Below are 26618 nucleotides of genomic sequence, written 5' to 3'. Positions count from 1 at the left end.
GATCATCGTACGCGGCGCCGCCTCCGACATCAGCCTTTGTCCGCTCCGCTGGTGAGTCCTTCGGTCAGCGTGCGCTCGGCGAGGCCGTAGAGCACGATGATCGGGATCGTCAGCAGCACCGATCCGGCCATCAACACCGTCTTCGACACCTCGATGCCGTTGGAGAGCTGCGAGAGGCCGAGAGACACGGTCCACAGGTCGCGGTTGGCCGTGAGGAACAGGAGCGCGAAGAGGAACTCGTTCCACGCGATCATGAACACGTAGAGCGCCGTCGACATGATCGAGGGCATGGCGAGCGGGATCGTGATGCGGGTCAGGATGCGGAAGCGGCTCGCGCCGTCCATCATCGCGGCCTCTTCGACACTCACCGGGATCGACTTCAGATAGCCGCGCAGCATGTGCACCGAGACCGGGATGGTCTGCGCGATGTAGACGATCACGAGCCCCACCAGCGACTCACGGATGCCGATCGCCGAGAATCCGACGAACAGCGGGATCGCGATGATGATCACCGGGAACAGGTAGACCGCGAGGAAGAGGGTGCTGACCTGACGCTGGCCGAAGAACTTCAGCCTTGCCACCGCGTACGATCCGGGGATCGCCACGAGCAGCGTGATGGCGGCGGTCGCGACGGCCACGATCGCCGAGTTCAGCATGAAGTGGCCGAAGCCCTGTCCGCCGTCGTCGACCGATTTCAGCACGTTCGCGTAGGTGTCGAGCGTGAAGTCCTGGATCGGGATCCAGAGCCGGTCCGGGTGGAGCAGCAGCTCCTCGATCGGAACGAAGCTCAGCTCGATCATGTAATAGAACGGGAACACGGTCGCGATCAGGAGGATGACGATCACGACCCAGCGGAGGACTCCGAAGGTGCGGTTCTGCACGACGATGCGACTCATCAGTCTTCCTCTCCTCTCCGGGCGAAGAACTTGACGTAGATGAACAGGGAGACGGCGAGGATGGCCGAGAGCACGAAGGCGTTGGCCGCCGCGCCGCCGATGTCGAAGCTGCCGACGAGCTGGTCGTAGACGCGCACGGCCGAGACCTCGGTGCCGGCGCCACCGCCGGTGAGCAGGAACACATCGTCGAACTTGTTGAAGGTCATGATGAGCCGCAGCACCGAGAGCAGCGAGATCACGGGAAGCAGTTGCGGGAACACCACGTGGCGGAAGTTCTGCCAGGGCGTCACGCCGTCGACCAGCGCGGCCTCCTCCACATCGCCGGGCAGGCTGACCAGTCGCGCGGTGAGGAAGAGGAAGGCGAACGGGAAGTAGCGCCAGATCTCGAACCCGATGACGGTCATCAGCGCGAAGGGCGCCTTGCCGAGGAAGTCGATGCCGTGCTCCCAGCCGAGGAACTGGGTGCCGAGCGAGTTGATGATGCCGAACTGCGGGTTGAGCATGATCTGCCACACGAAGGTGACGGCGACCACGGGCGCCACGTAGGGCAGCAGCATCAGCGAGCGGGCGACTCCACGGCCGCGGAAGGGCTTGCGGAAGGCGAGGGCGGCGATCAGGCCGACCGCGATCGATCCAGCCGTCGAGAAGACGGAGTAGACCACGGTGGTGCCGAGCGATTGCCAGAATCCGGGGTCGGTGAGCACGTCGGCGAAGTTCTGCAACGTGAACGGGTTCGCGAGGCCGTTCTCGGCGATCGACGTGAACGAGGTGTCCTGGAACGCGAGGATGAGGTTCCAGATCACCGGCACGATGATGATCGCGAAGATGATGATGGTGGTGGGCAGCACCATCGTGAGGCCGGCCCGGTTGTCGCGGCGGTTTGAGATCGACCGGCGCCGGCGGCCCCCCGAGGGGGCCGCCGTTGCGCGGTTTGCAAGCTGAGTCATCGTTACTTGGTCAACTTCGCCTCGAGCTGCTGCACGGCGTCGGTGGCGCTCTGCGCCGCCTCCTTGGCGGTCGCGCTGTCGGAGCCCAGGTCGGCCACCGCCTTCGCGATCGGCAGTTCGGTGTTCACCGGGCCGAGCAGGGCGCCCTGGCCCTGCGGGATGGCCCAGCGGTTGATCTCGGCCGGGATGCCCTGGAGCGCGGCGATGGTGTCGGCGTCGTAGACCTCGGAGAGGGTCTTCTTCGTGTCGACGCCGGCCTGCAGCTGGGTCCAGCCGGTGGTGAACTTCGCCGGGTCGGTGGCGTCGCCGGTACGCAGCGGGAACTTGCCCTCCGGCGCCATGCCGAGCCAGTCGAGGTAGCCCTCGTTCATCATGTACTCGACGAACTGGGTGGAGGCGTCGACGTTGGCGTTCTTCGTGATGACCCACGACACGGCCTCGCCGTAGGTGGAGCCTTCGCCGCCGTCGGGGCCGGTGATGGACGTGACGATGCCACTGTTCTTCGCGAGGAAGGTGGGGTCGTTCTGGCACTCGGGGCAGGTCGGCAACGCGTCGTTCCGGAGGCCCGCGAGCTCGTCGAGGATGTAGGTCGACCAGTCGACCATCGCGGCCTGGCCGGCGAAGTAGCTGGCCCGGGTGGTGTCGACGGTCTGGGTGCCCTCGGGCGAGTCGTTCTGCGCGAGGTCGGCGTAGAGATCCCACGTCTTCTGGCAGTTGTCGGAGTCGAGGCCGACCGTGCCGTCCTTGTCGACGAGCTGGCAGTCGTTGCCGAGGGCGAGCGACTCGAAGGTCTGCGACGTGAAGACATCAGAGGGGTCGGTGGCCAGCGTGATGCCGTAGTTGCCGTCGGCGGTCAGTACCTTGGCGGCCTTCTTCAGGTCGTCGTAGGTGGTGGGCGGGTTCAGGCCCGCCTTGGCGAAGAGGTCTTTGCGGTAGACGAGCACCTGCGCGAAGGCCGAGTCGGGCACGGCCAGCTGGCTGTCGCCGTCTTTGTCGAGCGCGAGGGTCGAGGGCACGAAGGTGTCGGGACCGAGCTCCTTGATCACGGTCGCCGCGGCATCCGTGTTCAGCAGGCCCTGGCCCTGGAATTGACGCACGATCGAGAGCGGAACGCCGCCCATCACGTCGGGCAGCTTGCCGGAGAGGGCGGCCGAGGCGGTCAGCTGAGCGACCTGGGTGTCGTCGACCGGCACGAGGTCGACCTTGATGCCGGTCTTCTCGGTGAACCCGGCGATGATGTCCTTGGTCATGTTCACCCGGTCGGGCTGGTTCTCCTCCGACCAGACCGTGATGGTCTTGCTGTCCGAGCTGCTGTCGCCACCGGATGAACACGCGGTGAGCGAGGCGGAAGCCATGACGAGCAGGGCGGCTCCGGCAGCCAGGGTAGTGATTCGCGACGTCTTCATCGCAGTCCTCTCAATTCGGGTGGGGGGTCGATGGGAGACTAACCCACCTTCTGCATAATGTCTATACAGAACATGTTCAGTCGCAATGCTAATGTGATCGCACAACTACTCAAGGACGGTTTACAGTGAACAGCCTTCTCCGCTTCGCGGCGCCGCGTCTGGTCGAGATCGTCGACTCCCCCGCGGTCGATCTCCAGCCGGGCCAGATCCGTGTGCGCACTCTCTACTCCGGCATCTCGGCCGGAACCGAGATGACCGCCTACCGCGGCACCAACCCCTACCTCACCTCGGCGTGGGACCCGGAGATCCGGTTGTTCCGGGGAACGGACGTGCCGCAGCAGGGCTATCCGCTCGATGGCTGGGGCTACTCCGAGGTGGGCGAGGTCGTGGAGATCCGCCCGGCCGACGGCGTGCCCGTTCCCGCCGACGCACCCGCCGTGGGCGACGTGGTGTGGGGCATCTGGGGCCACCGAGCCGAGGGCATCCTCTCGATCGACGCGCTCCGCGGCCACGTGCTGCCCGCCGGGCTCGACCCGCTCGCCGCCGCCTTCGTGCGCGTCGGCGCCATCGCGCTGAACGGCGTGCTCTCCGCCGACCTCGGCGTGGGCAGCACGGTCGTCATCTTCGGACAGGGCGTCATCGGCCTGCTCGCCACCCGCCTCGCCGCACTGAGCGGCGCGACCGTCATCGCGGTCGACGGCATCGAATCTCGCCGCGAGCACGCCCTCGCCTGGGGCGCGTCGCACGCCTTCGCCCCCGGTGACGAGCTCGCCTACGCGGTGCGCGACCTCACCGGCGGCGCCGGGGCGGATGTCGCGATCGAGCTGAGCGGCAACTATCACGCCCTCCAGGCCGCGATCCGCGTGGTGGGCGCCGATGGAACCGTCGTCGCCTCCGGGTTCTACCAGGGCGAGGCCACGGCGCTCCGCCTCGGCGAGGAGTTCCACCACAACCGCGTGCAGGTCCTCGCCTCGCAGATCGGCTCCGTGCCGAACCGCCTGCGGGCCCGCTGGGACGTGCCGCGCCTCCAGCGCACCGTCATCGAGGCCCTGGCCGACGGCCGCCTCGACGCCGCCTCTTTGGTGACCCACCGCTATCCGATCGCCGACGCCGCCGCAGCCTACGAGCTGCTCGACACCGACCCTTCGGCAGCCCTGCAGATCGTCTTGGAGTTCGCGTGAACCCGATCACCGTTCAGGAGCAGCACCTTCCGGGTGATTCGCTCGAGGAGAAGTTCGAGACCGCGAAGGCGTGGGGTTTCGACGGCATCGAGTTGCGCAGCAAGGGTGACTTCCACTTCGCCGGCCGGCTCCCGGAGCTCCGCCGCGCGCGCGACAACGGAGTGTTCATGCCCACCACCTGCGTGGAGATGTCCCACTTCATCGGCGCCTTCGACGAGTCGTTGCGCAAGGATGCGGTGCAGCAGCTGCGCTCGCAGCTCTCGGTGATGGCCGAGATCGGCGGGCTCGGGGTGATGACCCCGGGGTCGTACGGCATGTTCTCGCGCCGCCTGCCCCCGTTCGAGCCGCCGCGCTCGCCGCAAGACGACCACAGCATCCTGGTCGACGCGCTCGGCGAACTGGCGACGCACGCCGCGTCGGAAGGCGTCGAGCTCTACCTCGAGCCGCTCAACCGCTACGAGGACTACCTCGTCAACCGGCTCTCGGATGCCGCCGCACTGATCGAGGAGATCGGCAGCCCCGGCCTCAAGATCGTGGCCGACACCTACCACATGAACATCGAGGAAGCCGACCTGGCGGCCGCCTTCCAGGGCGTGCGCCAGCACATCGGGCACGTGCAGGCGAGCGACTCGAACCGCCTGGAGCCCGGTGCCGGTCACGTCGACTGGGCCCTGTTCGGGGCGACACTGCAGTCGATCGAGTACACCGGCACGGTCGCGATCGAGTCGCGGCTGTCGGGCCCCGCCGCCACGGTGCTGCCGCCCGTGCCCGCGCTTCTGCGCCGGTACCTGCGATGAGCGCACCGCGCGCGGAGAGCGCTCTCGCGGCATCCCCCGGCGGGGTCGGCTCGATACCGGCCGCCATCGTGGCCGAGGCCGAGGCCCGAGCGGTGGCCGTGCTCGAAGCGAACTGGAACGGCTCGCACACCGTCCCGGCCACCGGCCTCTACCCGCACCAGTGGAGCTGGGATTCCGCGTTCATCGCCATCGGCCTCCGGCACGTGTCGCCGCGCCGGGCGGGGCAGGAGCTCGATTCGCTGCTGGCCGGGCAGTGGAACGACGGGCGCCTCCCGCAGATCATCTTCGATCCGCACCGCGACACCGACTACTCCCCCGGCTCGGGATTCTGGCGGTCGCGCGCCATCCCCGGGTCGCCGGCCGATGTCGACACCGCCGGCCTCATCCAGCCGCCGAACCACGCCTGGGCGGTGTGGAAGGTGCACGTCGCCGACCCCGCGGAGTCGGCTCGGCGTTCGTTCCTCGAGCGGGCGTATCCGCGACTCGTCGCCTGGCACGAGTACCTCCGCACCCGACGCGATCGGGGAGGTCGCGGGCTCGCCTCGATCGTGCACCCCTGGGAGTCGGGCACCGACAACTCGCCGCTCTGGGACGAGGTGCTCGCCACCGTGCCCGGCAACCCGCGGCACGTCTTCGAGCGCCCCGACCTGATGCACGCCCACGCCTCCGAGAGGCCGAGCGACCGGGAGTACGGCAAGTACTTCTGGCTGGCAGAGCGCTACCGCGACCACGACTGCGACGACCGCGACGACGACTTTCCGTTCCTACTCGAAGACCCCCTCTTCAACAGCCTGTACGCCGTCTCCGAACTGGCGCTGGCCGAGATCGCGGATGCGCTGGGCCGGCCGTCGGCGCAGCATCGCGAGCGGGCGGCGGAACTCGCCTCGGCTCTCTCCTCGCTCTACTCCCCGGCCGCCGAGGCGTATGGCGCCTTCGACGTGGTGCGCGGCGAGCTGGTGGAGAAGGCCACCGTCAACGGGGTGCTGCCGTTGCTCGTGCCCGGCATCCGGCACGCCGACGAGCTGCTCGCGACCCTCCTCGGGGAGCGCTTCCTCGGCGCCACGGCGCTGCTTGTGCCGAGCTACGACACCACCGCTGCCGATTTCGACTCCGGACTGTACTGGCGCGGGCCCGCCTGGTTCAACATGGCCTGGCTCTCGGCCGTCGCGCTCGCCCGGCACGGCCGGATCGAAGAAGCCGACCGCCTCGGCGCGCAGATCGTACGGCTCGCCGCTGCCGACGACTTTCCCGAATACGTGCAGCCCTGGACCGGGAAGCCGCACGGCACTCGGCGGTTCAGCTGGACGGCCGCGCTCGCGCTCGACGCCATCCGTCATCAGGGCTGGGGCGTGATGGAATGAGCGACGTGTCGTCGACCTCCTCCGCCTCCGCCGCCTCCGCGGTCGACGCCGCCCACGACGACGTGCTCCTCGTGGGCGGCGGTGCTCTGCTCCGCGGGGATGCCGACGGCGGTATCCGGGTCGACGCATCCGCTGTGGGCCGGCTGCACGGACTGTTCCTCGCCGACGTGCGGCTGCTGTCGCGCTGGGCGCTGCACGTCGACGGGTCGCGTCTGCTCGTCTCCACCGCGTCGTCGGAAACGGCCGGCAGCCGATCGGTCGCGCTGCTGCCCGCAACGGCTCGCAACGAGACGAGCGCGCTGCTCGTCGTCGTGACCCAGGAGGTCTCGTCGGCCGGACTCGCGGAGCGGATCGAGGTGCGCAACAGCACCGCGCATCCGGTGTCCACGACTCTGACCCTCGAGGTCGCGAGCGACTTCGCCGACCCCTTCACCCTGCGCTCCGACCGCCGCACCTTCGATCGCGCCGGCGGTGTCTTCTCGGCTTCGGCCGGCCCGACCGGCCTGACGTTCGGCTACCGGCGCACGCTCGGGGCGGCATCCTTCGAGGCCGGAGTGCGCGTCGCCGCGGCCGGTTCGCCTCGGGTGGAGCTGGGATCGCCCGCATCGGGCGCACCCGCCGCGACTACGGGCGCCCTGGTGTGGGCCCTCGACCTGGCTCCCGGGGAGGCCCGCGTTCTCGAGGTCACGGTCGCGCCGCTCAGCGAGCGGGCCCCAGACGAACCCGCGCGGGCCGACGAACCCGGCCCCTTCGCGACGGGCGCCGCTGACCCGTCCATCCCGGGCGCCGCCCACCCGTCCACCCTCCATGACCGCGCACTCGGCGACCTCACGGCCCTGCGGATGCCGGCACCCGGCCTGCCGGAGTTCGGTGTCATCGGCGCCGGTGTGCCCTGGTTCCTCACCCTCTTCGGGCGCGACTCGCTGCTCACCAGCATGCTGGCCGGGCGCGACCTCGACGAACTCCCGGGCCTCGCCGACGGCGTGCTGCGTGCCCTCGCCACCACGCAGGCCGCTACCGACGATCCAGCCCGTGTCGCCCAGCCCGGCAAGATCGTGCACGAGCTGCGCGTCTCCGAACTCGCGACACTCGGCGAGGTGCCTTATGGCCGCTACTACGGCTCGGTCGATGCGACACCGCTGTTCGTGACCGCGGTCGCCGAGCTCGGTTCGGAGGACACGATCCGCGAGCTCGAGCATCCGGTGCGCGCCGCGGTGGCCTGGATGCGGGGCGACGGCGGAATCGACGAGCACGGCTTCCTGCGCTACGTGCCCGACCCGGCCGGCCTGATCCACCAGGGTTGGAAGGACTCGTTCGACGCCGTCGCCGACGCGACCGGCCGCATCCTCGAAGGTCCGATCGCCCTCTGCGAAGTGCAGGGCTACGCCTGGCGCGCACTCCGCGACGCTGCCGCCCTGGCGCGGTCGCACTGGGGCGACGCCCACTGGGCCGACGAACTCGATGCCGTCGCCGAAGCACTCCGCCACCGCTTCCGCGAGGCCTTCTGGATGCCGGAGCACGACTTCCCGGCCCTCGCGGTCGACGGGTCGGGGCACCAGGCCGATGTCGTGGCCTCGAACGCGGGACACCTGCTCTTCAGCGGCATCCTGAGCCCCACGGATGCAGCACGGGTCACCGCGCGCCTGCTGGAGGCCGACATGTTCTCGGGCTGGGGCATCCGCACGCTCTCCACCGGCGCCGCCCTCCATCACCCGCTGTCGTACCACAACGGCTCGGTCTGGCCGCACGACACGATGCTGGCGGCGCTCGGGATGGCCCGGGCCGGCTTCCCCGTCGAGGCGCGGCAGGTGGCCTCCGCCGTCGTCGATGCAGCAGCGCACTTCGGAAACCGGCTGCCCGAGCTCTTCGGCGGCTTCGCGCGCGCCGACGTCGCCGTGCCGATCGCCTACCCGCACGCCGCGAGTCCCCAGGCCTGGGCGGCCGCTGCCGCCCTCGCCGCGGTGCGCCTCGCCCTCTGACCCGCGCCCTTCCTCGATCAGTCGGGGCCGGAGGCTCTGAGCCAGCGGGTGAGGATGCCCTCGAGTGCAGCGCGGTCGGCCACCGACAGGGGCTCGAGCAAGCGGTGCTCGTTGGCCATGTGGGCCGTGAAGGCGGCGTCGATGAGTTCGACGCCCTGCGGCGTGAGCGCCACGACCCGGCCGCGGCCGTCGTTCTCGGCCGGACGCCGCACGACGAGTCCGGCCTCGGCGAGACGGTCGATGCGCTTGGTCATCGCCCCGGTCGTCACCATCGTGTGCTCGGCGAGTTCGCCCGGTGCCCGCTCGAACGGCGGGCCCGACCGGCGCAGCGTCGCGAGCACGTCGAACTCCCCTTCACCGAGACCGAACTCGCGGTAGACCGCGACCAGCGACGCAGTGAGGTGCGCCGACAGCCGGTGCAGACGGCCGATGACACCCTGAGGTCCGACGTCGAGGTCGGGCCGCTCCCGTCGCCACTCCGCCTGAATACGCGCCACCCGGTCGAGTTCTTCCACCATGCCTTCACTATAGCTTCCCGGGAAGCTATAGTAGCTTCCATGGAAGCTAAATGGCGCTGGATGCTCGTCACCGCGGTCGCCCCCATTGCCTGGGGGTCGAACTACTTCGTGACGCGTCAGTTCCTGCCGATGGACTCACCGCTCTGGGGCGCGATCCTGCGGGCGCTGCCGGCGGGCATCCTGCTGCTCGTGATCGCACGACGGCTTCCCCGGGGTTCCTGGTGGTGGAAGTCGCTCGTTCTCGGGGCCCTCAACGTGGGCGCCTTCTTCGTGCTCGTCTACCTGGCCTCGCAGTTGCTTCCCTCGAGCGTCGCCGCCACCATCATGGCGACCTCGGCGGGTGTGCTTCTGCTGCTCGCCTGGCCGTTGCTCGCTGAGCGCCCACGCTGGATCTCCGGTCTCGGGGCCGTCGTCGGGTTCTCGGGCGTCTGCCTGATGCTGTTCGAGGGAACGGATGCGATCGACCCGCTGGGCGTCGCCGCCTCGCTCGCCGCCATGCTGATGTCGTCGGTGGGGTTCGTGCTCACCAAGAAGTGGGCGGCCGGGCAGCCGATCCTCGCGGTCACCTCGTGGCAGCTGATCGCCGGAGGGCTGCTCGTGCTGCCCTTCGCCGTCGTGGTGGAGGGGGGTTTGCCGGCGCTCGATGCGCCCGCTCTGGCAGCGTTCGCCTACGTCACGGTGATCGCCACCGCACTCGCTTTCGTCTGCTGGTTCACCGGCCTCCGGCACCTCCCGGCCGGCACGGTCGGTCTCGTGGGTCTCCTCAATCCGGTGACGGGCGTACTGCTCGGCACCCTCGTCGCCGGTGAGGTCTTCGGCCTCCCCCAGGCCATCGGCACGGCGCTCGTGCTCGCCGGCGTGCTCATCGCGCAGCGCACCCCGCGCACCCCGGGCGCCACGCGTCACCCCCGTCGGGTCGACGGGATGCTAGAAATGTGATGGTCCATTCCGGATTCTTCCCCGACGCTTGAGGACGTACCGTTGCCGCTCAGTGACCTTCCGCTCGACATCCTGCGTGAATACCGGCCGGAGGTGGCCCAACCGGCCGACTTCGACGACTTCTGGGCCACGACCCTCGCCGAGTCGCGGCGCGCGGGGTCGGCCCCGGTGCTCACTCCCGCGAGCACACCGATCACGCAACTGCGGATCGACGACCTGACCTTCGCGGGATTCGCCGGCGAACCGATCAAGGCGTGGGTGGTGCGCCCGGTCGACACGCGAGGTCCGCTGCCGACCGTGGTGGAGTACAACGGCTACGACGGCGGCCGGGGCATCGCCGGCGAGAAGCTGCTCTGGGCCACCGCCGGCTACGTGCACGTCTTCATGGACACCCGCGGTCAGGGCAGCGGCTGGGGCTCCGGCGGAGACACTCCCGACCCGCACGGATCGGGTCCGTCCGTCGGGGGTTTCATGACCCGCGGCATCCTCGACCCGGCCGACTACTACTACCGGCGGTTGTTCACCGACGCGGTTCGACTCCTCGACGCGGTTCGGGAGTTCGATTTCGTCGACCCGAACCGGATCGCGGTCACCGGTGGCAGCCAGGGCGGCGGCATCACGCTCGCCGTGGCGGGCCTGGTGCCAGGCCTCCAGGGCGTCATGCCCGATGTGCCTTTTCTCAGCCACTTCCGCCGGGCGGTCGAGGCCACGCCCGAGCCCCCGTTCACCGAGTTGGTGCGCTATCTCGCGGTGCACCGCGATGCCGAGGAGCGTGTGTTCGAGACGCTTTCGTACTTCGACGCCGTGAACTTCGCGCGCCGGGCCACCTCGCCGGCGCTGTTCTCGGTGGCGCTGATGGACGGGATCGTGCTGCCCTCCACGGTCTTCACCGCCTTCAACCACTACGCGGGGGCCGACCGGGAGATCGAGGTCTACCCCTTCAACGGCCATGAGGGCGGTCAGATGCACCAGTGGGTGCGCCAGGCCGAATGGCTGGCCGAACGCATCTGAGGAAGCGGGCGTCGCCGGGTCTGGACATCCGGCGGCTCCGGGCGTAGCGTGTAAGTGTTCGCTTACGTAAGGAAACGCTTACATGCCAGTCACCGATGAACTCAGCCTCGTGTTCGGCGCCCTCGCCGATCCGACCCGGCGCGACATCCTGACGCGGCTGCGCACCGGGCCGATCACCGTCGGCGAGCTCGCGGCGAACTACTCGATGAGCCGGCCTGCCATCTCGCAGCACCTCGCTGTGCTCGAGGGCGCCGGCCTCATCGTGCGCACCGTCAACGCGCAGTGGCGCGAGTGCAGCATCCGGGAGGCCGGGCTCGACGACGCCCGTGCCTGGGTGGACGAGCAACGCGCCGACTGGAACGAGCGCCTCGACCTTCTGGGCGAGCACCTCGGTGCCCGACGGGCGGAACACCGAGAACACGAGTCAGCTGAAGACACCGAGTCACGACGAGAGGAACGACGATGATCGACACGAACAAAGGTTTCACCCTGGTGCGCCAGTACGACGCGACGCCGGATCAGATCTGGCGCGCCTGGACCGACCCCGACGAGGTGGCCGAATGGTGGCACCCGGTCGGGATGCACACACCCCGCGAGAGCGTCACCGTCGACGCGCGGGTGGGCGGCCGCTACACCTACACGATGGTGCACGACGAGAGCGGCGAGGAGCACCCGACGGGCGGCGTGTACCGAGAGCTGGTCGAGAACGAGCGTCTGGTCTTCACCTGGGGCTCGCCGGATGACGACCCCGACGACCAACCGGTCGTCACCGTCACCATCGAGTCGCTGGGCGAGTTGACGCGGCTCACCTTCGATCTGCGCGGTGTCGACGGGATGCGCGGCGACGAGAGCTTCTTCGACGGCTGGGACAGCGCGCTCGACGAGCTGGCCGAACACCTGGGGCAGACGGCGGTGGCCGGATGAACCGCCTCTGCCTCCCCCTCCGTCTCTGCCTCCGTCTCTAGTCGACGAGGGTGCGGAGATACCCGGCGAATCCGCCGGGGGTGCGGCCGTCGCGACGGCCCGAGGTCTGCACGACCGAGAACGGCAGGTCGAGCACGGCGGCGCCGTTCTGCTCGGCGGCGCGCACGAATTCGACGTCCTCCCCGACGCTGAGCGGTGGAAAACCGCCGACCGCTCGGTAGGCATCGGCGCGGAAGCCGAGGTTGGCGCCGTAGACGTGGCGTCCGCCACCCTCGTGCTCGCGTCGCCACGTTGCGAGCAGTGCGGAACCGACGTCGGCGGCGCGTGGCACGACCCGGCCCACGGCGACCTCGGCTCCGTCGCGGGCGGCCTGGAGGTGGTCGCGCAGCCAGTGCTCCGGCACGACGGTGTCGGCGTCGGTGCTGCAGATCCAAAGGTCGCGGCGTGCGTCGGGGTGGCCGGTGGCGCCCGGCCCGCTGGGTCCGACCGCCGGATCGTGCCGCCCCAGCAGCAGTTCGACACCGGCTCGGCGCGCTCGACCGACCTGCGCGACGTCGATCTCGAGCACCTCGATCGACGACCCGAACGATCGGGCGACCTCGAGCGATCCATCGGTGCACGCGTCGAGAACGAGCACCACGCGCACTCGCCCCGGCTCGGCCCACTCCGGCTCAGCCTGCACGAGCCCGGCCCGTGCCGCGAGCACTGCGCTCAGGGCGGCGCCGAGCAGTGCCTCCTCGTCGCGCGCCGGAATGACGACTCCGATCGAGCGGATCATACGATCCGCTCCCGACGGGCGACCGATTCACCCGGCGTGCGCACGAGCACGTCGAGCACGAAGTCCTCCTCCAGGTGCCGGGCGAGGCGGGCGAACTCGGGCCGATCGGCGAAGACAGCGTGCACTCCGTCGCCGTCGATCGCGCGACCGGCCACCGGATGCCGCCAGTGGCAGCAGATCACGGCTCCGAGCGGGGTGAGCGATCCGAGGATGCGTTCGATCAGGCCCGTGAGATCGGGTGGATCGAGGTAGTACCCGACCTCGGAGACCACGACGAGATCGAAGCTGCCCGAGGGCCACTCGGCGGGCACGCGCATCCGCTCGAAGCTCACGTCTTGCAGGTCGGCGTTGCGCTCACGGGCCCGCTCGACGGCCACCTCGGAGACGTCGACGCCCACCAGTCGGCCCGATGTCCGTGCGGCCAGAGCACGGGACAGCACGCCGGTCGACGATCCGACCTCGAGCACCTCGCCATAACTCCGATCGGGCAGGGAGGCGAGCAGAACGGCACGTTTGCGCTCCTCATACCAGCGCGACTCGAACCCCCAGGGGTCGTCGGCGCCGCGGTGCAGGGCATCGAAGTAGTCCGCCGCCACTCCACCGTCGTGCAGCACGCCGGGCGCGACGGAGGTCGCACGTGTCGAATCGTCCGAATCCGATGGAACGGCGCGCTCGGCAGCAGCTTTCGGAGACTCCCCGTCGGCCGACACCACGAAGCATTCGAAGGGCCGGGCGAAATGGGCGAGCATCCCGGAGTGCAGCAGCGGTTCCTCGTCGGGCGCGTCGCCGAGTGGGAGCACCTGGCTCGCGTGCGCGGCGACGGCGCGCGCCTTTGCCGCACGCTGGGAATCGTCGAGGGCGAGCACGCGCAACCGCGCCCACGGCACGCCCTGGTCGGCCGGTCGCGCCCAGTGCCAGAGCCAGATCGGGTAGCCGAGCAGCTCGAGCCCGGCGGTCTGCGCCACCGCGGAGGCGGCGACGGCGGCCGCCGCGTGATCGGGATGCCGGTCGCCCACCCAGGGCGCCACCAGCACGGTCGCGCCACGTCGTTCGTCGCGCCCGCCGAAGGTGCCGTCGGTGATCGGACGATTCGCGTCGGGCCGGCCGGCGCCGTGGCCGGCCGGGTGGTCGGCGCCGCTGGGAGCGGCGTGCCGACCGGCACGGTCGCGGTGCGGGGCGTGCCACGGTGCGCTCGCGCCAGCGTCCGCGTCTGCGTCTGCGTCTGCGTCTGCGGCAGCACCCGCGCCGATGGCCGGACCGGCGGTCGCATCCGCGTCGGTGGCGAGACCCGCGTCCGCGCCAGCACCCGCGCGGTCGGCTCCCCGACCCGCCATGGCGTCGGGCCCCACGACCTCCGCGATCGCCTGTGCGAGCGCGAAACGGTGCTCCGAGAGACGACCGTCCGGCAAGCGCAGGAAGTGCACGGTGGCCCCTGGGTCGACTTCCGCCAGTGCGCACCGCGTCTCGTCCTCCCGCCGGCGCGCGAGCTCCCCGAGGTCGGGAGCATCGGGGTGCGATCCCTCCCCCGACGTCGCGACGATCACGGTCACCCGGGCCCCGGATGCGCCTGCTCGCGCCACGAGGCCCGCAGCTCCCAGCGTCTCGTCGTCGGGATGCGCGGCCACGACGACCAGGTGGCCGAGGTTCTGGAAGAAGGCCGGCCCGAGCTGCGGCTGCTCGGGCATCCGCTCACCGAAGGCGCGCTGCCACTCGCCCTCGGGAGTGCCGTCGTCGCGGTGCGAGAAGGAGTCGGGCGTGGTCATCGACGGCCCTCCACGATCAGGCGGCCGATGCGCGCCGAGTCGCGGTCGCCGTGGTGCTGCAGCAGGTAGAGCGACAGATCGGCGACGCGAGCAGCGTAGGCCGCGTCGAGCGCCTGGGGAGCCGGGCCGAGGGCTTGCGCCGCTTCGTGCAGCACCTCATCGCACGCCTTCCGCACTGCCGAGCGGCTCATTTGGGCGAGCAGCGCGCGGTCGGTCGCACCCATCGGGTGCCCGGCCCCGGGGGCCCCAGTGTCAGCCTCCACCACACCGTCTGCCGCCACCGCGCCACGCGCTCCCTCGCCGTCGATGGCGCGCGCCGCCGCCGCGAGCACCGCACGCGCCGACGTCAGCGACGTCGCGACCCGGCCCGCGTGCAGCGCCGACACGTCGTCGTTCCGCTTCGCCACCGCGTCGACGACCCGCCGGCCCACACCCACCGCCCCGCCGAACCAGCAGGCGGCGACGCCGACCCCACCCCACTCGAACCCGGCCCGCGCGAGATACCACCCCGGCTCCCCCACCGGCACCGCAAGAACTCGCGCGAACTCCGTCGGACCACTCGGCACATCCGGGAACCCCCGCGCCACCCAGGCTTCCGGATGGGGGCTCACGCCCGGCTGCTGGAGTGCCACGGCGAACAGGCGCCGCTCTCCTCCGACGTGCGCGGTCACCAGCGCGTGGCTGAGGACACCCGCCAGCGAGCACCACGGTTTCGTGCCGTCGAGGAGCCAGCCACCGGCATCCGGAATCGCGTCGAGTCGCACGCCCGGCCCCTCGGCGGCGAACACACCCCAGGTGCTGTCGGCGTCGGCCCCGACCGCGGCGAGATCGACCGGCGCCGGACACTCGGCAAGAATCGCGAGCGCATCGAGGTGCGGTTCGATCACCCGGGCGACCGTGACGTCAGCCGCTGCCAGCGTCGCCAGCGTCTCGAAGTACCGCGCCGTGCGTCCGCCTCCCGGTCGCGGGGTGTCGCGCCCCACCCGCCGCGCCAGCGCGAGGGCTGCAGCGAGGTCGCCGGAAACCGAGCGCGCCTCCGCGAACAGCGCGCAGAGCTGCGGCTCCGTGGCCTCCCCCAGGGAGACGTCGTCGAGAGTCACGCCGTCTGACATCCAGCTCCGTTCATCCCTTTCATCATGGGCACGGTCGCCGCTTCGCCGCTCTCGACACCCGGCGAACCTTCGGCGTCGAGAAGGGTCGGGCACGGCGACGACGTCTTCGCGCCGTGACCGCCTCCGCGCATCCGATCAGTCGTGCAGGATGCGCTGGAACAGCAGGTGGTCTTGCCAACGGCCCGCGATCTTCAGATAGCGCGGCGCCTCGCCGATCTTCTCGAATCCATTGCGCCGCAGCACAGCCTGCGAAGCGGCGTTCTCGAGCAAGGTCGATGCCTCGACGCGGTGCAGTGCGAGTTCCTCCCGGGCGAGCCGGAGCACCTCGGCGACCGTCGCGGTCATCACGCCGCGGCCGGCCAGGCGCGCGTCGATCCAATAGCCGAGGATCGCGTTCTGGAACGCGCCGCGCGTGATGCCGGTGAGGTTCGCGCGCCCGACGATCTCTCCGCCGCTCACGAGCACCAACGGCATCATCACCCCGGCGAGGCAGGCCTGCAGGGCACGGTCGATCTCGGCGGCTTGGCCGAGTTCGGTGAAGAAGGCTTCGGGGCGCACCGGGTCCCAGTGCGCGAGATGATCGCGATTGCGCTCGAACGAATCCGCGAGGCGGCCCGCGTCGTCGGCCCGCAGCAGCCGCAGCACGACGCCGTCGGCGATGCCGACCTCGCCCACAATGACTTCCACCACCGGTCCAGGTTAGACGACGCGCGCTCGCGCCCGGTCAGGGTCGACGGATGCGCGCGCGGAATTTAGGCTGGAAGTCGTGGAAGATCGGATGCCGCCGAGCGATTCGAGGGTGAACGCCGCCCGTTACCGGGTCGACCGGTTGGCCGCGGAGTCCGCAGCCGAGCCGACCGGAGACTCCGAGACCACCGCCGCCGGACCCGCAACCGACGAGGCCGACCAGACCCACGACGCGGGCGCCCCGACGATGGAGCAGCGTGCTCAGTTCGTCGAGATCCAGGTCGCGCAGGCGATCCGTCGCGGCGACTTCGACGACCTCCCGGGCGCGGGCAAGCCACTCACCCATCTCACGTCGACCCACGACCCGAACTGGTGGATCCGCCGCAAGATCGAACGGGAGCAGCTCACGGGTCTCGGCCCGCCGGCTCTCACGCTGCGCACCGAGGACGCCGCGCTCGACGACCGGATCGACGCCGCCGGTTCGGAACGCGCCGTGCGGGAGCTCCTCACCGACTTCAACCGCCGCGTGGTCGACGCCCGCCGGCAACTGCTCGGCGGCCCGCCGGTGATCACCCCCACCCGCGACATCGATCTCGAGGTCGCTCGGTGGCACGAACGTCGGGCGGCGCGGCGGCGCGAGCTCGACGAGGAGCGCAGCCGCGACCAGGCGGCCTGGGCCGCGATGACCTGGCGCGAGCGCCGCCGTGCGCGGCGCGACGCCCGGCGCGATGCCCGCGGCGTCGACCGACCCGTCACAGAACACCCTCACCCCCGGTCGTAGTTCCTGACAGCCGCGCACGACCGCGGCACCGCAGACCGAACACAACGGAAGAGGAAGACCATGAAGATCGTCGTCATCGGAGGAACGGGCCTCATCGGGTCGAAACTCGTCGCGAAGCTCGGCGAGCTCGGCCACGACGCCGTTCCCGCCTCCCCCAGCTCGGGAGTCAACACCCTCACCGGCGAGGGAGTCGCCGAGGTGCTCGCCGGAGCCGACGTCGTGGTCGACGTCTCCAACTCGCCGTCGTTCGAGGAGAAGGCGGTGCTCGACTTCTTCACCACCTCAACGACGAACCTCACGTCGGCCGCGAAGACGGCCGGTCTGAAGCACTATGTCGCCCTCTCCGTGGTGGGCACCGATCGCCTGGCCGAGAGCCCCTACTTCCGCGGCAAGATCGCCCAGGAGACGCTGATCGCCGAGTCGGGTCTGCCCTACTCGATCGTGCACGCGACCCAGTTCTTCGAGTTCGTGAAGAGCATCGCCGATTCCGCCACGGTCGACGGCGTCGCGCGCCTCTCGCACGCGCTCATCCAGCCGATGGCCGGTGCTGACGTGGCAGCTCAGGTCGCCCGCGTCGCCGTCGGCGAGCCGGTCGGCGGCATCCGCGAGGTCGCCGGACCCGAGGTGTTCGGACTCGACGACCTCGTGCGCACCGGACTCGCCCTGCGTGGAGACACCCGCGAGGTCGTGGCCGACCCCGAGGCGCGCTACTTCGGCGCCCTGCTGGGCGAGCGCACGCTGCTCCCGGGCGACGGCGCGGTGCTGGCCGAGCAGAAGTACGCCGACTGGTTCCCTCTGAACACGCCCCCTGTGTAGGCTCCGGCGCTCGGCCTCCGTTCGGGGAGGAGCTGCGCGCAACGACGGCCTCCTGAGGGGGTCGTCGCACGCTCCTCCTCCCGAAACGTCGGCGACCGCGCCGATGACCGCGACCGCGACTGCACCCGCGGCCGCCCCGGCGCCCGAACCTTCCGGCGACCGCACCTTCCGGCGCCCGCACCTCCGCCGGCTCAGGCGCGCTCGACGAGCTCGGCCAGCTGCCGCGTCACGGTGCCCCACCCCTCGTGGAAGCCCATCTCCTCGTGCAGATCGCGGTCGGCGACGTTCTTGTGCATCGCGCGGGCGGTGTAGGCGGTGCCCTCCGGATGCTCGCGCAACTCGATCACGGCCGTCATGAATCCGTCGTCGGCCGGCCGCCAGCCGCCGACCAGCGCGGTCGTGAACACGATCCGCTCGAGCTCGTCGACCGCGAGGAAACACCCCGCGATGTGCGGACCGAACTCGCCCCCGTCTTCGCTGATCAGGGTGGTGAACGCGCCGCCGGGTCGCAGATCCATTTCCTCCACCCGGCTGAGGGCGGGCGTCGGCACCCACCACTGCTCGAAGCTCGCAGGCGTGGTCCACGCGCTCCAGACGGCGGCGCGCGGCGCCCGGATGATCCGCGAGACCGTGAGGTCGAGTTCGGGATGACTGGTGTCGGCGGCGGGCCGGACGGTGTCGGTCATGCGGGCTGCTCCTTCTGGTCGGTGTTCTCGGTGGGTGCGGCACGGGTGACGAATTCCTCGAGCCGGTCGGTGCGCCCTTCCCAGAGCGCGCGCTGCCCGGCCAGCCACGACTCGATCGCCGTGAACGACTTCTTGTCGAGGGTGCACATCCGCACCCGTCCCTGCTTGTGGGTGCGGATGCATCCGCTCTGCTCCAGCGAGTGGATGTGCTTCAGGAACGACGGCAGGGCCATGTCGAACGGTTCGGCCAGCTCACCGACGCTCGCGGGGCCGGCTCCGAGCCGCTGCAGCACCGCGCGCCGCGTGGGGTCGGAGAGCGCCTGGAAGATGCCGTCGAGCCGCGTCGAATACTGAGCCATAAGGCAAAGTATCACGTCAAAGACACTGAGCGGAAGGGCTAAGTGTCTCCGGTCGCGTCGCGGCTCAGAACAGCCCGAGCGCGCCCAGTTCCCAGCGGATCGAGGGTGCCAGATGCTCGGCGAACGCCGGCGTCAGGTGCACCGAGTCGTACTTCGTCGGCAGCGTGCCGGCGAACGCGGGGCAGACACCGTTCGCGCAGCTGAACGGCAGCGAGCTCACCACGTGATCGCCCGTCGCGGCTGCGGCCGCCGCGGTCGCGCTCTGGAAGTCCTGCCACGCCTGATCGATGCCGACGTTGCAGTTCTGCGGACTGGTCGCGGGCGAATAGCACTGCCCGAGTGACGCTCCGAGCGGCGGCGGCGCGAGATACACCAGGCGACCGGATGCGCCGTACTTCGCGGTCTCCGTCGTCGTCGACGCCACGATGTCGCCGACCGTGATTGGTCGTCCGTCGCTCGCCTTGCCGAGGGCGTAGGCGTTCGAGACCACGACGAGCTGGGGGGCGTCGCTCACGATGTGCGACGCGACATCCTGTTTGCGCTGCTGACAGGCATCCATCACGCCGGCGCCCTCGTTCTGGATCAGCACGTCGGTGAATCGGCAGCCGTAGAGCCCGACCGTCGTGACCTTCCACGTGCCGTCGCTGCCCTCGGCCAGGGCCTTGAACGCCGGCGCGTAGGAGAGCGCCTCGGAGTCCCCCACGAGATACAGGTGGTTCGGGGCGTCGCCGCTCCCCCAGGTGCACGAGCCGAAGTCGGGCGTTGCGCCGATGTCGAAGCAGGCGCGCGCGGGGTTGGTGCTGGAGCCGGCGGCGATCACATCGTCGAGCGAAGGTGAGAGGTCGCCGGGCCACGAGGTGGCCGCTGCCGCCTCCGCCAGCTGGGCCTGCAACTCGTCTTCGGGGTTCACCGCGGGCTGCCCGGCCGTGTCGCCGGCGCCCGATCCGTCATTCGGCGAAGCGGCGGCGGGTGCGCCGGGCGACCCGGGCGCACCCGGCGCGGCCGCCGACGGCCCACCGCGCAACGTCACCTGTGCCGTCACGACCACGGCCACCACGATCACCACGAGTCCGAGCGACGACAGGATGAATTGCGCCCCGAACCGCTCCCGCCAGCCCTGCCAGGCAGCGCGCCGGGCGTCCCGCGCATCCTGCCCCTCTTCCGTCGCGGCCAGGGCCTCGCCCGTGCCGCCGCCCGCTCCCGCGAGCCACGGCGAGCGGTGCAGCGGCTGCTCGATCAAGAAGTAGGAGACCAGCGAGACGGCGAGCGTGAGACCGAGGATCAGCAGCGTCACCGTGGTGGTCTGCTGCGGCATCAAGACGAGCAGGAACACCAGGATCGGGAAGTGCCAGAGGTAGAGCGAATACGACAGGTCGCCGAAGAACACGCTCACCGGATTCACGAGCGGAACCAGATGCCGCTGGCGGCCCCCGACGCCCGCGGCGATGACCAGGGCGGTTGCGAGCACCGGGAACGCCGCCCACGGACCCGGAAACGGCGTGTCGGCCGAAATCACGAAGAACGAGCTGAGAATCCCCGCGAGGCCGATCCATCCACCCAGCACCCGCACGGGCAGCGGCAGCCGGGCGAGGGCAGGTGCCGCCGCGGCCAGCAGTGCGCCCACGCCGAGTTCCCACACCCGCGAGAGTGTCGAGAAATAGGCCGGTGCAGGGCTCGTCGCGGTCTCCCAGAGCGCATAGACGAACGAGGCGGCCACGATCACAGCCAGCGTCGTGCCCACGGCGATCCGCACGCGGTTCGTGGATGCCCGCACCGAGCGGGCGGCCACGGCCAGCACCAGGAGCATCAACCACGGCCAGACCAGATAGAACTGTTCCTCCACCGACAACGACCAGAAGTGCTGAAGCGGCGAGACCGCGTCGGTGGCCTGGAAGTAGTCGGTGCCTTCCGCGGCGAACCGCCAGTTCGACACGAACAGGAGCGAAGAGACGGCGTCCCACAGTGTCGAGATCGCGCGCGGCCGGTTGAAGAGGAAGTAGGCGGCGACGGATGTCGCGATCAGCACGGTGACGGCGGCGGGGAGGATGCGGCGCATCCGTTTCGCGTAGAAGCGCCGTAACGAGATGCGGCCGTGCTCCTCACGGTCGCGGAGCAGGAGGCCCGTGATGAGGAACCCGGAGATCACGAAGAACACGTCGACGCCGGCGAACCCCCCGGCCGGCCAGCCGATGACGTGATTAAGGATGACGGCGATCACGGCGACGGCCCGGAGACCCTGCACGTCGGCACGGAATACGGGTCGCGCGGGCGGCACAGGAGAACTCATCGGCCCGAGCCTACTGCCCCGCCATCGCCCCGCGCGGCGCGACTCAAGAGAAGGCGGGGAGGCCGGTCAGGGCCCGCCCGAGGATGAGCTTGTGGATCTCGTCGGTGCCCTCGTAGGTGCGCACCGATTCGAGGTTGGCGAGGTGCCGCATCACGGGGTAGTCGCTCGTCACACCGTCGCCGCCGAGCAGCGCCCGCGCGTCCCGCGCGATCTGCAGCGCCTCGCGCACACTGTTGAGTTTTCCCACGCTGATCTGTTCCGGCGTGAGGGCGCCGCGCTCCTTCAGGCGTCCGAGATGCAAGGCGAGCAGCATCCCCTTCTCATATTCGACGAGCATGTCGGCGAGCGCCCCCTGCACGAGCTGCCGGGCCCCGATCGGAGCCCCGAACACCTCCCGGGTGCGGGCGCGGCCGAGCGCCGCCTCGAAGCACGACCGTGCGGCGCCCATCGCACCCCAGACGATGCCGTATCGCGCCTCGTTCAGGCACGTGAACGGCCCGGAGAGGCCGTGCGCCCCCGGAAGCACCGCGGTGGGCGGCAGCCGCACCCCGTCGAGCAGGACGTCGCACTGGATCGACGCGCGCATCGAGAGCTTGCCGGCGATCGGCGTGGCCGTGAACCCCGGAGTCGAGGTCGGCACCAGGAAACCCCGCACCACCTCGTCGTCGTCCTTCGCCCAGATCACGGCGACGTCGGCGACCGAGGCCAGCCCGATCCAGCGCTTGGCGCCGTCCAGCACCCAGTCGTCGCCGTCGCGCCGGGCCCGTGTGGTCATGGCAGCCGGATCGCTGCCCCCGGCCGGCTCGGTGAGTGCGAAGCATCCGATCGCCTCACCCCGTGCCAGCTGTGGCAGCCACTCGGTCTTCTGCTCCTCGGAGCCGTGCTTGTGGATGGCCGACATCGCGAGCGACCCCTGCACCGACACGAAGGTGCGCCACGCGCTGTCGGCCGCTTCGAGCTCGTGGCACACCAGACCGTAGGCCACCGCGCCCGCGCCGGCCGCGCCGTACCCGGTGAGATGCATGCCCAGAAATCCCTCCGCGGCGAGCTCGGGCACGAGCGACTGCCGGAAGTACTCGTTCTCGACGTCGTCGTCGATCACCGGCACGATGCGTTCGGATGCGAACGCCCGCGCTCGCTGCTGCCAGTCCCGCTCCTCGTCGGTGAGCAGCGCATCGAGATCGAAGACGGTGTCGACGAGGAGGGTCATCGGTGGTCCTAACGTTCGGCGTCGGCTCTTTCTACACCGGGTGCGACGGGAAACCGGTAACCTGGGCAGCGGTGCGCCGGGAAGTCTGGTCGGCGGGCGGTCGATGATCGCTCATTCTCGTCGACGAGCCGCGCGCGCGGCAGCAAGGACCACGAATGACTCTCATCCGCTCCGAACGCGTCGCTGCCGTTCTGCTGCTGGCCGCCGCCGCGCTCGGGCTGCTCGCCGCGAACAGCCCGCTCGGTGCTGCCTTGATGGCGCTCCAGGATGCCCACCTCGGCATCCCCGGCACCCCGCTCGATCTCTCGGTCGGCCACTGGATCAGCGACGGCCTGCTCGCCGTCTTCTTCTTCGTCGTGGCGGTGGAGTTGAAGAACGAGTTCACGGTGGGGCAGCTGAACTCGGTGTCGAAGGCCGTGCGCCCCGCCATCGCCGCTCTCGGCGGCGTGATCGTACCGGCCCTCGTCTACCTCGCCTTCACCGCGGGATCGGGTTACGAGGGCGGCTGGCCCATTCCCACCGCCACCGACATCGCCTTCGCGCTGGGCGTGCTCGCGGTGTTCGGCAAGGGCATCCCGTCGCGCTTGCGCATCTTCATCCTGGCTCTCGCCATCCTCGACGACATCGTCGCCATCCTCATCATCGCCCTGTTCTTCACGGCCGACCCGAACCTCGTGATGCTCGTCTTCGCCGCCGTCGGCGTGGTCGTCTTCGGCCTGCTCAGCCGGCTGCTCGGCACGCGATTCCGGATGCTCGTCGCCATCGCCCTGGTCGTCGTCGGGCTGGTCACCTGGTCGCTGGTGTACCTCTCCGGCGTGCACGCCACGATCGCGGGGGTGGCGCTCGGGCTCGTGATGGTGCGGAAGCCCGCGCTGCGCGTGCGGCACGCGCTGGAACCGGTGACCAACGGCTTCATCCTGCCGCTGTTCGCCTTCTCGGCCGCGCTCGTGGCGATCCCCGCGGTCGCGCCCGATGAGCTCGCCGCCCCGTTCTGGGGAATCCTCGTGGCCCTGCCGGTGGGCAAGCTGATCGGCATCAGCCTCGGCGGCTGGCTCTCCCGCTTCGTCGGGCCACGCGAGCGGCGCCCGCACCTGACCTTCCAGGGCCTCATGACGGCCGGCGCGCTCGGCGGCGTCGGCTTCACCGTCTCGCTGCTGATGAACGAGCTGGCGTTCGCCAACTCCCCCGAGGTGGCCGACGAGGGCACCCTCGCGGTGCTGCTCGGCTCCGCGATCTCGATCGTGGTCGCGGCCATCCTGGTCTCCCGGCTGGCTGCCTCCTACAAGAGGCTCCGGATGCTCCGCCTGGCGGCCGAGCAGAGATTGCGCGACGCCTGAGGGGCAAGGTCTGGTCGAGATCGCTGGCCGGAGGTACCCTGTCGGCATGTGCCGAAGCATCCATACCCTCCACAACTTCGAGCCGGCCGCCTCCGACGACGAGGTGCACGCGGCAGCCCTCCAGTTCGTACGCAAGATCAGCGGCACGACCAAGCCGTCGAAGGCCAACACCGAGGCTTTCGACCGCGCGGTCGCCGAGATCACGCACATCACCCATCACCTGCTCGACGACCTGGTGAGTTCGGCGCCGCCGAAGAACCGCGAGGTCGAGGCCGAGAAGGCCAAGGAGCGCTCGGCGCGCCGTTTCGCGATCGCCTGAGCTCAGTCGGGCACGCGGCCCACGACGAAGCGGAACGCGTTGAGCAACCGGTAGCCGCCGCCGGGTCGACGGAAGGGCGACGCCGCAGCGAGCACCACCGGTGCAGATTCCCGCTGCTCCTCGGGAGGCGCGCCCAACAGCACTCCGCGCACGAGCGTGTCGTCGTCGGCCGCCTCCCAGGGCACCTCGACGAGACCGGCGGAGAGCACGTCGAGCCCGGCGTCGCGAAAGAGCTCCTCCAGCCCGCCTTCCACCCGCAGGTCGCCATCGGGTTGCGGCTCCTCGCCGTCGGCGACCGCCACCGCGATCTCGATCGTGTCGAGGTCGTTGTGCGCCCGATCCGCCCAATTCGCCACCGCGATGCGTGCGCCGGGCCCGGCGACCCGGATCATCTCACCGAGAGCGTCCAGCGTGTCGTCGGCGAACTGCAGTGCGTTGACGGCGGTCACCACCTCGAACGATCCCTCGGCCCAGGGCAGGTGCTCCACCCCACCGCGGCGCACCTCCGCCCCCGGCACCCGACGTCGCGTCTCGGCGACCATCCCCGGCGCCGGATCGATCCCGGTCACCACCGCCCCCGCCTCGACGAGCGCTGCCAGGAACTCCCCACTGCCGCACCCCACGTCGAGTACCCGGGTTCCTGGGCCGGCGGCCGCTTCGGCGATCAGGATGCGCCACACGGGTTCGGCGGAACCGCCCCAGAGAGCGGCCCACTCCGTGCTGACCGCCGACCAGCCGTGCAGGTCGTCATCGCCTGTGTCGTCCGGCATGCCCGCCTCCTCGAACTCGCTCGCTCTCCGCCCGATTATCCCCGTGCACGAATCGGCGCTCCAGTACCCCGGCGGCACTGCTCCACCCGCCGAGGAGGGGCGGGTCAGAGGGTGGACTTCAGGGTGCGACGCGCGTCTTCCGCCATCGAGAGGGCTCGACGAGCCTGGTCGAGGGAGCGCTGGTACAGCACGCCGTAGGTGAACGAACCCTCGCCCGCCGCCTCGGCCCTCCGCGCGGTGAGCAGCACGTACTCGGCGAAGAGCGACGCGTCGCGGTGCCAGCCGAGCGCATCCTGCAGCTCCTCGGCGGCGTCGCCGACCGCCTCGGCGTGGTCGCCCAGCACAGCGCCGGCACCCGAGGTCGCGAACTCGGCGGCGTGCCGCAGGCGACGCGCAGCCTTGCGCGAGTCGTGCAGCGCTCCCAGCGCACCCGCCGCGGCGACGATGTCGGGGCCGAGCACGCGCCGGGCCTCGCGCTCCTTCACCGAACGGGCGAGGGCGCGCTTGCCCACTTTGCGGAGGGTGCGGCGGGCCTCCTTCTTGGGCTGCCGAGGGGCATCGGGCGCGATCGACGATCCACCGGCGAACTCGTCGAGGGCGTCGAGCAGCCGGTAGTAGACCGGCGCCGTCATCGAGCTGACGAGACGTGCATGGGCCTCGTCGTGCTCGGCGCGGGTGGCGTCGACCAGCCGGCGACGGGCATCCGGATCGTCGATTCCACGGTCGCTCTCGAGCTCGTCGAGAGAGAACTCCGCCCATTCGGCGCGCACCTCGAGGTCGCGCGTCTCACCGAGCACCGCACCGAAGCGGGACAGGGCATCACGCACCTCGTCGAGTGCGATGGGGTCGAACAGGTGCCGATGCGTGGTGAGAACGTTGCGAAGCCGTCTGACCGTGGTGCGCAGTTGGTGCACGGAATCGGGTCGATCGGCCCGCACCGCCGGATCGAGCGCCACCACCCGCGCCACGAGCTCCGCCACCCCGTCGAGCACTCGGGCAGCTGCAGCTGATGCGGATCCCTTCGCGACTGCCTTCGCCGACGGTGCCGTGGTGGGCGATCCGAGCCCGGTGCGCCCTACCGCCTGAGCCAGTTTCGACACGCTCGGCGACACGGCGGCTCCGACGGCCAGCAGCCGGGCCTCGATCTCGTCGAGCAACGCCACCCGGCCCTCGGGTGTCGCGGGGGCTGCGGGGCCGAGCTCGACCTCCCACTCCCGCCACAAACGCACCGTGCCCTCGCGCGCATCCGTTGCGGAAACGGTGTCGTCGGCGATCTCGACCACGAGATCTCCGGATGCGTCGAGCAGGTTGGTCACCCGTCGCGTCGTCGAGAGCTGGGCGAGCGGGCTGAGCGGATGATCGCGCACGTGCACGCGCACCGGTGCCAGCACCTCGGGCGGCACGGTGTCGTCGTCGTCGCCCAGCGGCCACTGCAGTTCGGTGCGGCCCTCCACCGCCGGCAGCTTCACGTGCCAGCCCTCGTCGTGGCCGCCGCGGCGTCGGCGCAGCGCGATGCGTTGACGAGCCAGCGCGCCCTCGGCGGTGTCGAAGTACACCGCCTCCAACGGGAACGGCTCGACAACGACCGCCGACTCCACGGGGGTGCCGGCCGCCCGCCCGACTCCGGAGAGCTCCGGAAGCGGCAGTTCCTCCCCCACGGAGTACTTGCGTTCGATCTCGACCTGCTCGAGGGGCGCCGAGGAGTCGTGGTGAGTCGTGGATTCGTTCTGGCTCATGGCTCCGGTCTATCTCTT

The 26618-nt window shown here is 70.4% G+C and carries 26 protein-coding genes; 12 read left to right on the top strand and 14 right to left on the bottom strand.

Annotation, left to right across the window (positions count from 1 at the left end; translation table 11 throughout):
- Positions 1-29: 29 nt before the first annotated feature.
- From N1027_RS13585 to N1027_RS13575, 3 genes are read right to left on the bottom strand one after another with little or no spacing between them, the layout of a single operon-like run.
- Positions 30-896 carry a carbohydrate ABC transporter permease gene (locus tag N1027_RS13585; protein WP_259508671.1) on the bottom strand — a complete coding sequence of 289 codons (867 nt, stop codon included), beginning with the start codon at positions 894-896 and terminating at the stop codon, positions 30-32.
- A complete protein-coding gene (locus N1027_RS13580; RefSeq protein WP_259508670.1) occupies positions 896-1843 on the bottom strand; it encodes a carbohydrate ABC transporter permease in 948 nt (315 codons plus the stop codon). The genes N1027_RS13585 and N1027_RS13580 overlap by 1 nt, the downstream gene beginning before the upstream one ends.
- A gap of 2 nt (positions 1844-1845) precedes the next feature.
- Positions 1846-3249, bottom strand: a complete 1404-nt coding sequence (locus N1027_RS13575; protein ID WP_259508669.1) for an ABC transporter substrate-binding protein — start codon at positions 3247-3249, stop codon at positions 1846-1848.
- Positions 3250-3374: 125 nt separating this feature from the next.
- Here N1027_RS13575 and N1027_RS13570 point away from each other — a divergent pair, with 125 nt between their 5' ends.
- Genes N1027_RS13570 through N1027_RS13555 form a run of 4 tightly spaced genes read left to right on the top strand, consistent with a single transcriptional unit; the run spans position 3375 to position 8567 of the window.
- Positions 3375-4430, top strand: coding sequence for a zinc-dependent alcohol dehydrogenase (locus N1027_RS13570; protein ID WP_259508668.1), 1056 nt, complete (start codon positions 3375-3377; stop codon positions 4428-4430).
- Positions 4427-5227, top strand: a complete 801-nt coding sequence (locus tag N1027_RS13565) for a sugar phosphate isomerase/epimerase family protein (protein WP_259508667.1) — start codon at positions 4427-4429, stop codon at positions 5225-5227. The genes N1027_RS13570 and N1027_RS13565 overlap by 4 nt, the downstream gene beginning before the upstream one ends.
- Complete coding sequence (locus tag N1027_RS13560) at positions 5224-6588, top strand: MGH1-like glycoside hydrolase domain-containing protein (protein WP_259508666.1); 1365 nt, start codon at positions 5224-5226, stop codon at positions 6586-6588. Before N1027_RS13565 ends, N1027_RS13560 begins: the two co-directional genes overlap by 4 nt.
- The gene (locus tag N1027_RS13555) at positions 6585-8567 is read left to right on the top strand and encodes an amylo-alpha-1,6-glucosidase (protein ID WP_259508665.1); all 1983 of its coding nucleotides are present in this window, start codon (positions 6585-6587) and stop codon (positions 8565-8567) included. The genes N1027_RS13560 and N1027_RS13555 overlap by 4 nt, the downstream gene beginning before the upstream one ends.
- A 17-nt stretch (positions 8568-8584) precedes the next feature.
- Here the strand turns inward: N1027_RS13555 and N1027_RS13550 are convergent, their stop codons facing one another.
- The gene (locus tag N1027_RS13550; RefSeq protein ID WP_259508664.1) at positions 8585-9085 is read right to left on the bottom strand and encodes a MarR family winged helix-turn-helix transcriptional regulator; all 501 of its coding nucleotides are present in this window, start codon (positions 9083-9085) and stop codon (positions 8585-8587) included.
- Between the two features lie 39 nt (positions 9086-9124).
- Here N1027_RS13550 and N1027_RS13545 point away from each other — a divergent pair, with 39 nt between their 5' ends.
- From N1027_RS13545 to N1027_RS13530, 4 genes are all read left to right on the top strand, one after another.
- Positions 9125-10024 (top strand): DMT family transporter, encoded by a 900-nt coding sequence (locus N1027_RS13545; protein WP_259508663.1) that lies wholly within the window; start codon positions 9125-9127, stop codon positions 10022-10024.
- Between the two features lie 42 nt (positions 10025-10066).
- On the top strand, positions 10067-11035 hold the full coding sequence (locus N1027_RS13540) for an acetylxylan esterase (RefSeq protein WP_259508662.1): 969 nt from the start codon (positions 10067-10069) through the stop codon (positions 11033-11035).
- A gap of 82 nt (positions 11036-11117) precedes the next feature.
- Entirely contained in the window at positions 11118-11501 is a 384-nt protein-coding gene (locus N1027_RS13535) for an ArsR/SmtB family transcription factor (RefSeq protein ID WP_259508661.1), read from the top strand.
- Positions 11498-11959 carry an SRPBCC family protein gene (locus N1027_RS13530; protein ID WP_259508660.1) on the top strand — a complete coding sequence of 154 codons (462 nt, stop codon included), beginning with the start codon at positions 11498-11500 and terminating at the stop codon, positions 11957-11959. The genes N1027_RS13535 and N1027_RS13530 overlap by 4 nt, the downstream gene beginning before the upstream one ends.
- 37 nt (positions 11960-11996) lie before the next feature.
- Here the strand turns inward: N1027_RS13530 and N1027_RS13525 are convergent, their stop codons facing one another.
- From N1027_RS13525 to N1027_RS13510, 4 genes are all read right to left on the bottom strand, one after another.
- Positions 11997-12737: a glycosyltransferase family 2 protein gene (locus N1027_RS13525; protein ID WP_259508659.1), complete on the bottom strand. Its 741-nt coding sequence runs from the start codon at positions 12735-12737 to the stop codon at positions 11997-11999.
- Positions 12734-14500, bottom strand: coding sequence for a bifunctional PIG-L family deacetylase/class I SAM-dependent methyltransferase (locus N1027_RS13520; RefSeq protein WP_259508658.1), 1767 nt, complete (start codon positions 14498-14500; stop codon positions 12734-12736). Before N1027_RS13520 ends, N1027_RS13525 begins: the two co-directional genes overlap by 4 nt.
- Positions 14497-15612 (bottom strand): acyl-CoA dehydrogenase family protein, encoded by a 1116-nt coding sequence (locus tag N1027_RS13515; protein ID WP_259508657.1) that lies wholly within the window; start codon positions 15610-15612, stop codon positions 14497-14499. Before N1027_RS13515 ends, N1027_RS13520 begins: the two co-directional genes overlap by 4 nt.
- Before the next feature lie 135 nt (positions 15613-15747).
- On the bottom strand, positions 15748-16302 hold the full coding sequence (locus tag N1027_RS13510) for a GNAT family N-acetyltransferase (RefSeq protein WP_259508656.1): 555 nt from the start codon (positions 16300-16302) through the stop codon (positions 15748-15750).
- Between the two features lie 88 nt (positions 16303-16390).
- On the opposite strand from N1027_RS13510, the gene N1027_RS13505 reads away from it, so the two are divergent.
- Positions 16391-17080 (top strand): DnaJ family domain-containing protein, encoded by a 690-nt coding sequence (locus N1027_RS13505; RefSeq protein WP_259510392.1) that lies wholly within the window; start codon positions 16391-16393, stop codon positions 17078-17080.
- A gap of 60 nt (positions 17081-17140) precedes the next feature.
- A complete protein-coding gene (locus N1027_RS13500; RefSeq protein ID WP_259508655.1) occupies positions 17141-17896 on the top strand; it encodes an SDR family oxidoreductase in 756 nt (251 codons plus the stop codon).
- A 191-nt stretch (positions 17897-18087) separates the two neighbouring features.
- On the opposite strand, the gene N1027_RS13495 is transcribed toward N1027_RS13500, so the two are convergent.
- The 4 genes from N1027_RS13495 to N1027_RS13480 all read right to left on the bottom strand — a co-directional run bounded on the left by N1027_RS13495 (position 18088) and on the right by N1027_RS13480 (position 22438).
- Positions 18088-18582 (bottom strand): SRPBCC family protein, encoded by a 495-nt coding sequence (locus N1027_RS13495; protein ID WP_259508654.1) that lies wholly within the window; start codon positions 18580-18582, stop codon positions 18088-18090.
- Positions 18579-18941 (bottom strand): ArsR/SmtB family transcription factor, encoded by a 363-nt coding sequence (locus tag N1027_RS13490; RefSeq protein ID WP_259508653.1) that lies wholly within the window; start codon positions 18939-18941, stop codon positions 18579-18581. The genes N1027_RS13495 and N1027_RS13490 overlap by 4 nt, the downstream gene beginning before the upstream one ends.
- A 64-nt stretch (positions 18942-19005) precedes the next feature.
- Positions 19006-21228 (bottom strand): acyltransferase family protein, encoded by a 2223-nt coding sequence (locus N1027_RS13485; protein WP_259508652.1) that lies wholly within the window; start codon positions 21226-21228, stop codon positions 19006-19008.
- A gap of 43 nt (positions 21229-21271) precedes the next feature.
- Positions 21272-22438 carry an acyl-CoA dehydrogenase family protein gene (locus N1027_RS13480; protein ID WP_259508651.1) on the bottom strand — a complete coding sequence of 389 codons (1167 nt, stop codon included), beginning with the start codon at positions 22436-22438 and terminating at the stop codon, positions 21272-21274.
- A gap of 155 nt (positions 22439-22593) precedes the next feature.
- On the opposite strand from N1027_RS13480, the gene nhaA reads away from it, so the two are divergent.
- Entirely contained in the window at positions 22594-23775 is a 1182-nt protein-coding gene (gene nhaA, locus N1027_RS13475; protein WP_259508650.1) for a Na+/H+ antiporter NhaA, read from the top strand.
- A 46-nt stretch (positions 23776-23821) separates the two neighbouring features.
- A complete protein-coding gene (locus N1027_RS13470) occupies positions 23822-24094 on the top strand; it encodes a DUF2277 domain-containing protein (protein ID WP_259508649.1) in 273 nt (90 codons plus the stop codon).
- Positions 24095-24096: 2 nt separating this feature from the next.
- Here N1027_RS13470 and N1027_RS13465 read toward each other — a convergent pair whose 3' ends face one another.
- Together N1027_RS13465 and N1027_RS13460 are read right to left on the bottom strand one after the other, a co-directional pair.
- The gene (locus tag N1027_RS13465) at positions 24097-24864 is read right to left on the bottom strand and encodes a class I SAM-dependent methyltransferase (RefSeq protein ID WP_259508648.1); all 768 of its coding nucleotides are present in this window, start codon (positions 24862-24864) and stop codon (positions 24097-24099) included.
- A 104-nt stretch (positions 24865-24968) separates the two neighbouring features.
- Positions 24969-26600: a CYTH and CHAD domain-containing protein gene (locus tag N1027_RS13460; RefSeq protein ID WP_259508647.1), complete on the bottom strand. Its 1632-nt coding sequence runs from the start codon at positions 26598-26600 to the stop codon at positions 24969-24971.
- Positions 26601-26618: the final 18 nt, after the last annotated feature.

The sequence above is a fragment of the Herbiconiux aconitum genome (genome assembly GCF_024979235.1).
Lineage (GTDB): Bacteria > Actinomycetota > Actinomycetes > Actinomycetales > Microbacteriaceae > Herbiconiux > Herbiconiux aconitum.
This window is presented reverse-complemented; position numbering and strand designations above follow the sequence as displayed.

What these genes read in the sequence shown, in the direction of transcription:
- N1027_RS13560 (WP_259508666.1), top strand. Translation starts at nt 5,224, where the DNA reads ATGAGCGCACCGCGCGCGGAGAGCGCTCTCGCGGCATCCCCCGGCGGG.
- N1027_RS13575 (WP_259508669.1), bottom strand. Translation starts at nt 3,249, where the DNA reads ATGAAGACGTCGCGAATCACTACCCTGGCTGCCGGAGCCGCCCTGCTC.
- nhaA (WP_259508650.1), top strand. Translation starts at nt 22,594, where the DNA reads ATGACTCTCATCCGCTCCGAACGCGTCGCTGCCGTTCTGCTGCTGGCC.
- N1027_RS13500 (WP_259508655.1), top strand. Translation starts at nt 17,141, where the DNA reads ATGAAGATCGTCGTCATCGGAGGAACGGGCCTCATCGGGTCGAAACTC.
- N1027_RS13495 (WP_259508654.1), bottom strand. Translation starts at nt 18,582, where the DNA reads ATGACCGACACCGTCCGGCCCGCCGCCGACACCAGTCATCCCGAACTC.
- N1027_RS13585 (WP_259508671.1), bottom strand. Translation starts at nt 896, where the DNA reads ATGAGTCGCATCGTCGTGCAGAACCGCACCTTCGGAGTCCTCCGCTGG.
- N1027_RS13530 (WP_259508660.1), top strand. Translation starts at nt 11,498, where the DNA reads ATGATCGACACGAACAAAGGTTTCACCCTGGTGCGCCAGTACGACGCG.
- N1027_RS13580 (WP_259508670.1), bottom strand. Translation starts at nt 1,843, where the DNA reads ATGACTCAGCTTGCAAACCGCGCAACGGCGGCCCCCTCGGGGGGCCGC.
- N1027_RS13470 (WP_259508649.1), top strand. Translation starts at nt 23,822, where the DNA reads ATGTGCCGAAGCATCCATACCCTCCACAACTTCGAGCCGGCCGCCTCC.
- N1027_RS13460 (WP_259508647.1), bottom strand. Translation starts at nt 26,600, where the DNA reads ATGAGCCAGAACGAATCCACGACTCACCACGACTCCTCGGCGCCCCTC.
- N1027_RS13490 (WP_259508653.1), bottom strand. Translation starts at nt 18,941, where the DNA reads ATGGCTCAGTATTCGACGCGGCTCGACGGCATCTTCCAGGCGCTCTCC.
- N1027_RS13555 (WP_259508665.1), top strand. Translation starts at nt 6,585, where the DNA reads ATGAGCGACGTGTCGTCGACCTCCTCCGCCTCCGCCGCCTCCGCGGTC.
- N1027_RS13520 (WP_259508658.1), bottom strand. Translation starts at nt 14,500, where the DNA reads ATGACCACGCCCGACTCCTTCTCGCACCGCGACGACGGCACTCCCGAG.
- N1027_RS13515 (WP_259508657.1), bottom strand. Translation starts at nt 15,612, where the DNA reads ATGTCAGACGGCGTGACTCTCGACGACGTCTCCCTGGGGGAGGCCACG.
- N1027_RS13465 (WP_259508648.1), bottom strand. Translation starts at nt 24,864, where the DNA reads ATGCCGGACGACACAGGCGATGACGACCTGCACGGCTGGTCGGCGGTC.
- N1027_RS13480 (WP_259508651.1), bottom strand. Translation starts at nt 22,438, where the DNA reads ATGACCCTCCTCGTCGACACCGTCTTCGATCTCGATGCGCTGCTCACC.
- N1027_RS13545 (WP_259508663.1), top strand. Translation starts at nt 9,125, where the DNA reads ATGGAAGCTAAATGGCGCTGGATGCTCGTCACCGCGGTCGCCCCCATT.
- N1027_RS13550 (WP_259508664.1), bottom strand. Translation starts at nt 9,085, where the DNA reads ATGGTGGAAGAACTCGACCGGGTGGCGCGTATTCAGGCGGAGTGGCGA.
- N1027_RS13505 (WP_259510392.1), top strand. Translation starts at nt 16,391, where the DNA reads ATGCCGCCGAGCGATTCGAGGGTGAACGCCGCCCGTTACCGGGTCGAC.
- N1027_RS13525 (WP_259508659.1), bottom strand. Translation starts at nt 12,737, where the DNA reads ATGATCCGCTCGATCGGAGTCGTCATTCCGGCGCGCGACGAGGAGGCA.
- N1027_RS13485 (WP_259508652.1), bottom strand. Translation starts at nt 21,228, where the DNA reads ATGAGTTCTCCTGTGCCGCCCGCGCGACCCGTATTCCGTGCCGACGTG.
- N1027_RS13535 (WP_259508661.1), top strand. Translation starts at nt 11,118, where the DNA reads ATGCCAGTCACCGATGAACTCAGCCTCGTGTTCGGCGCCCTCGCCGAT.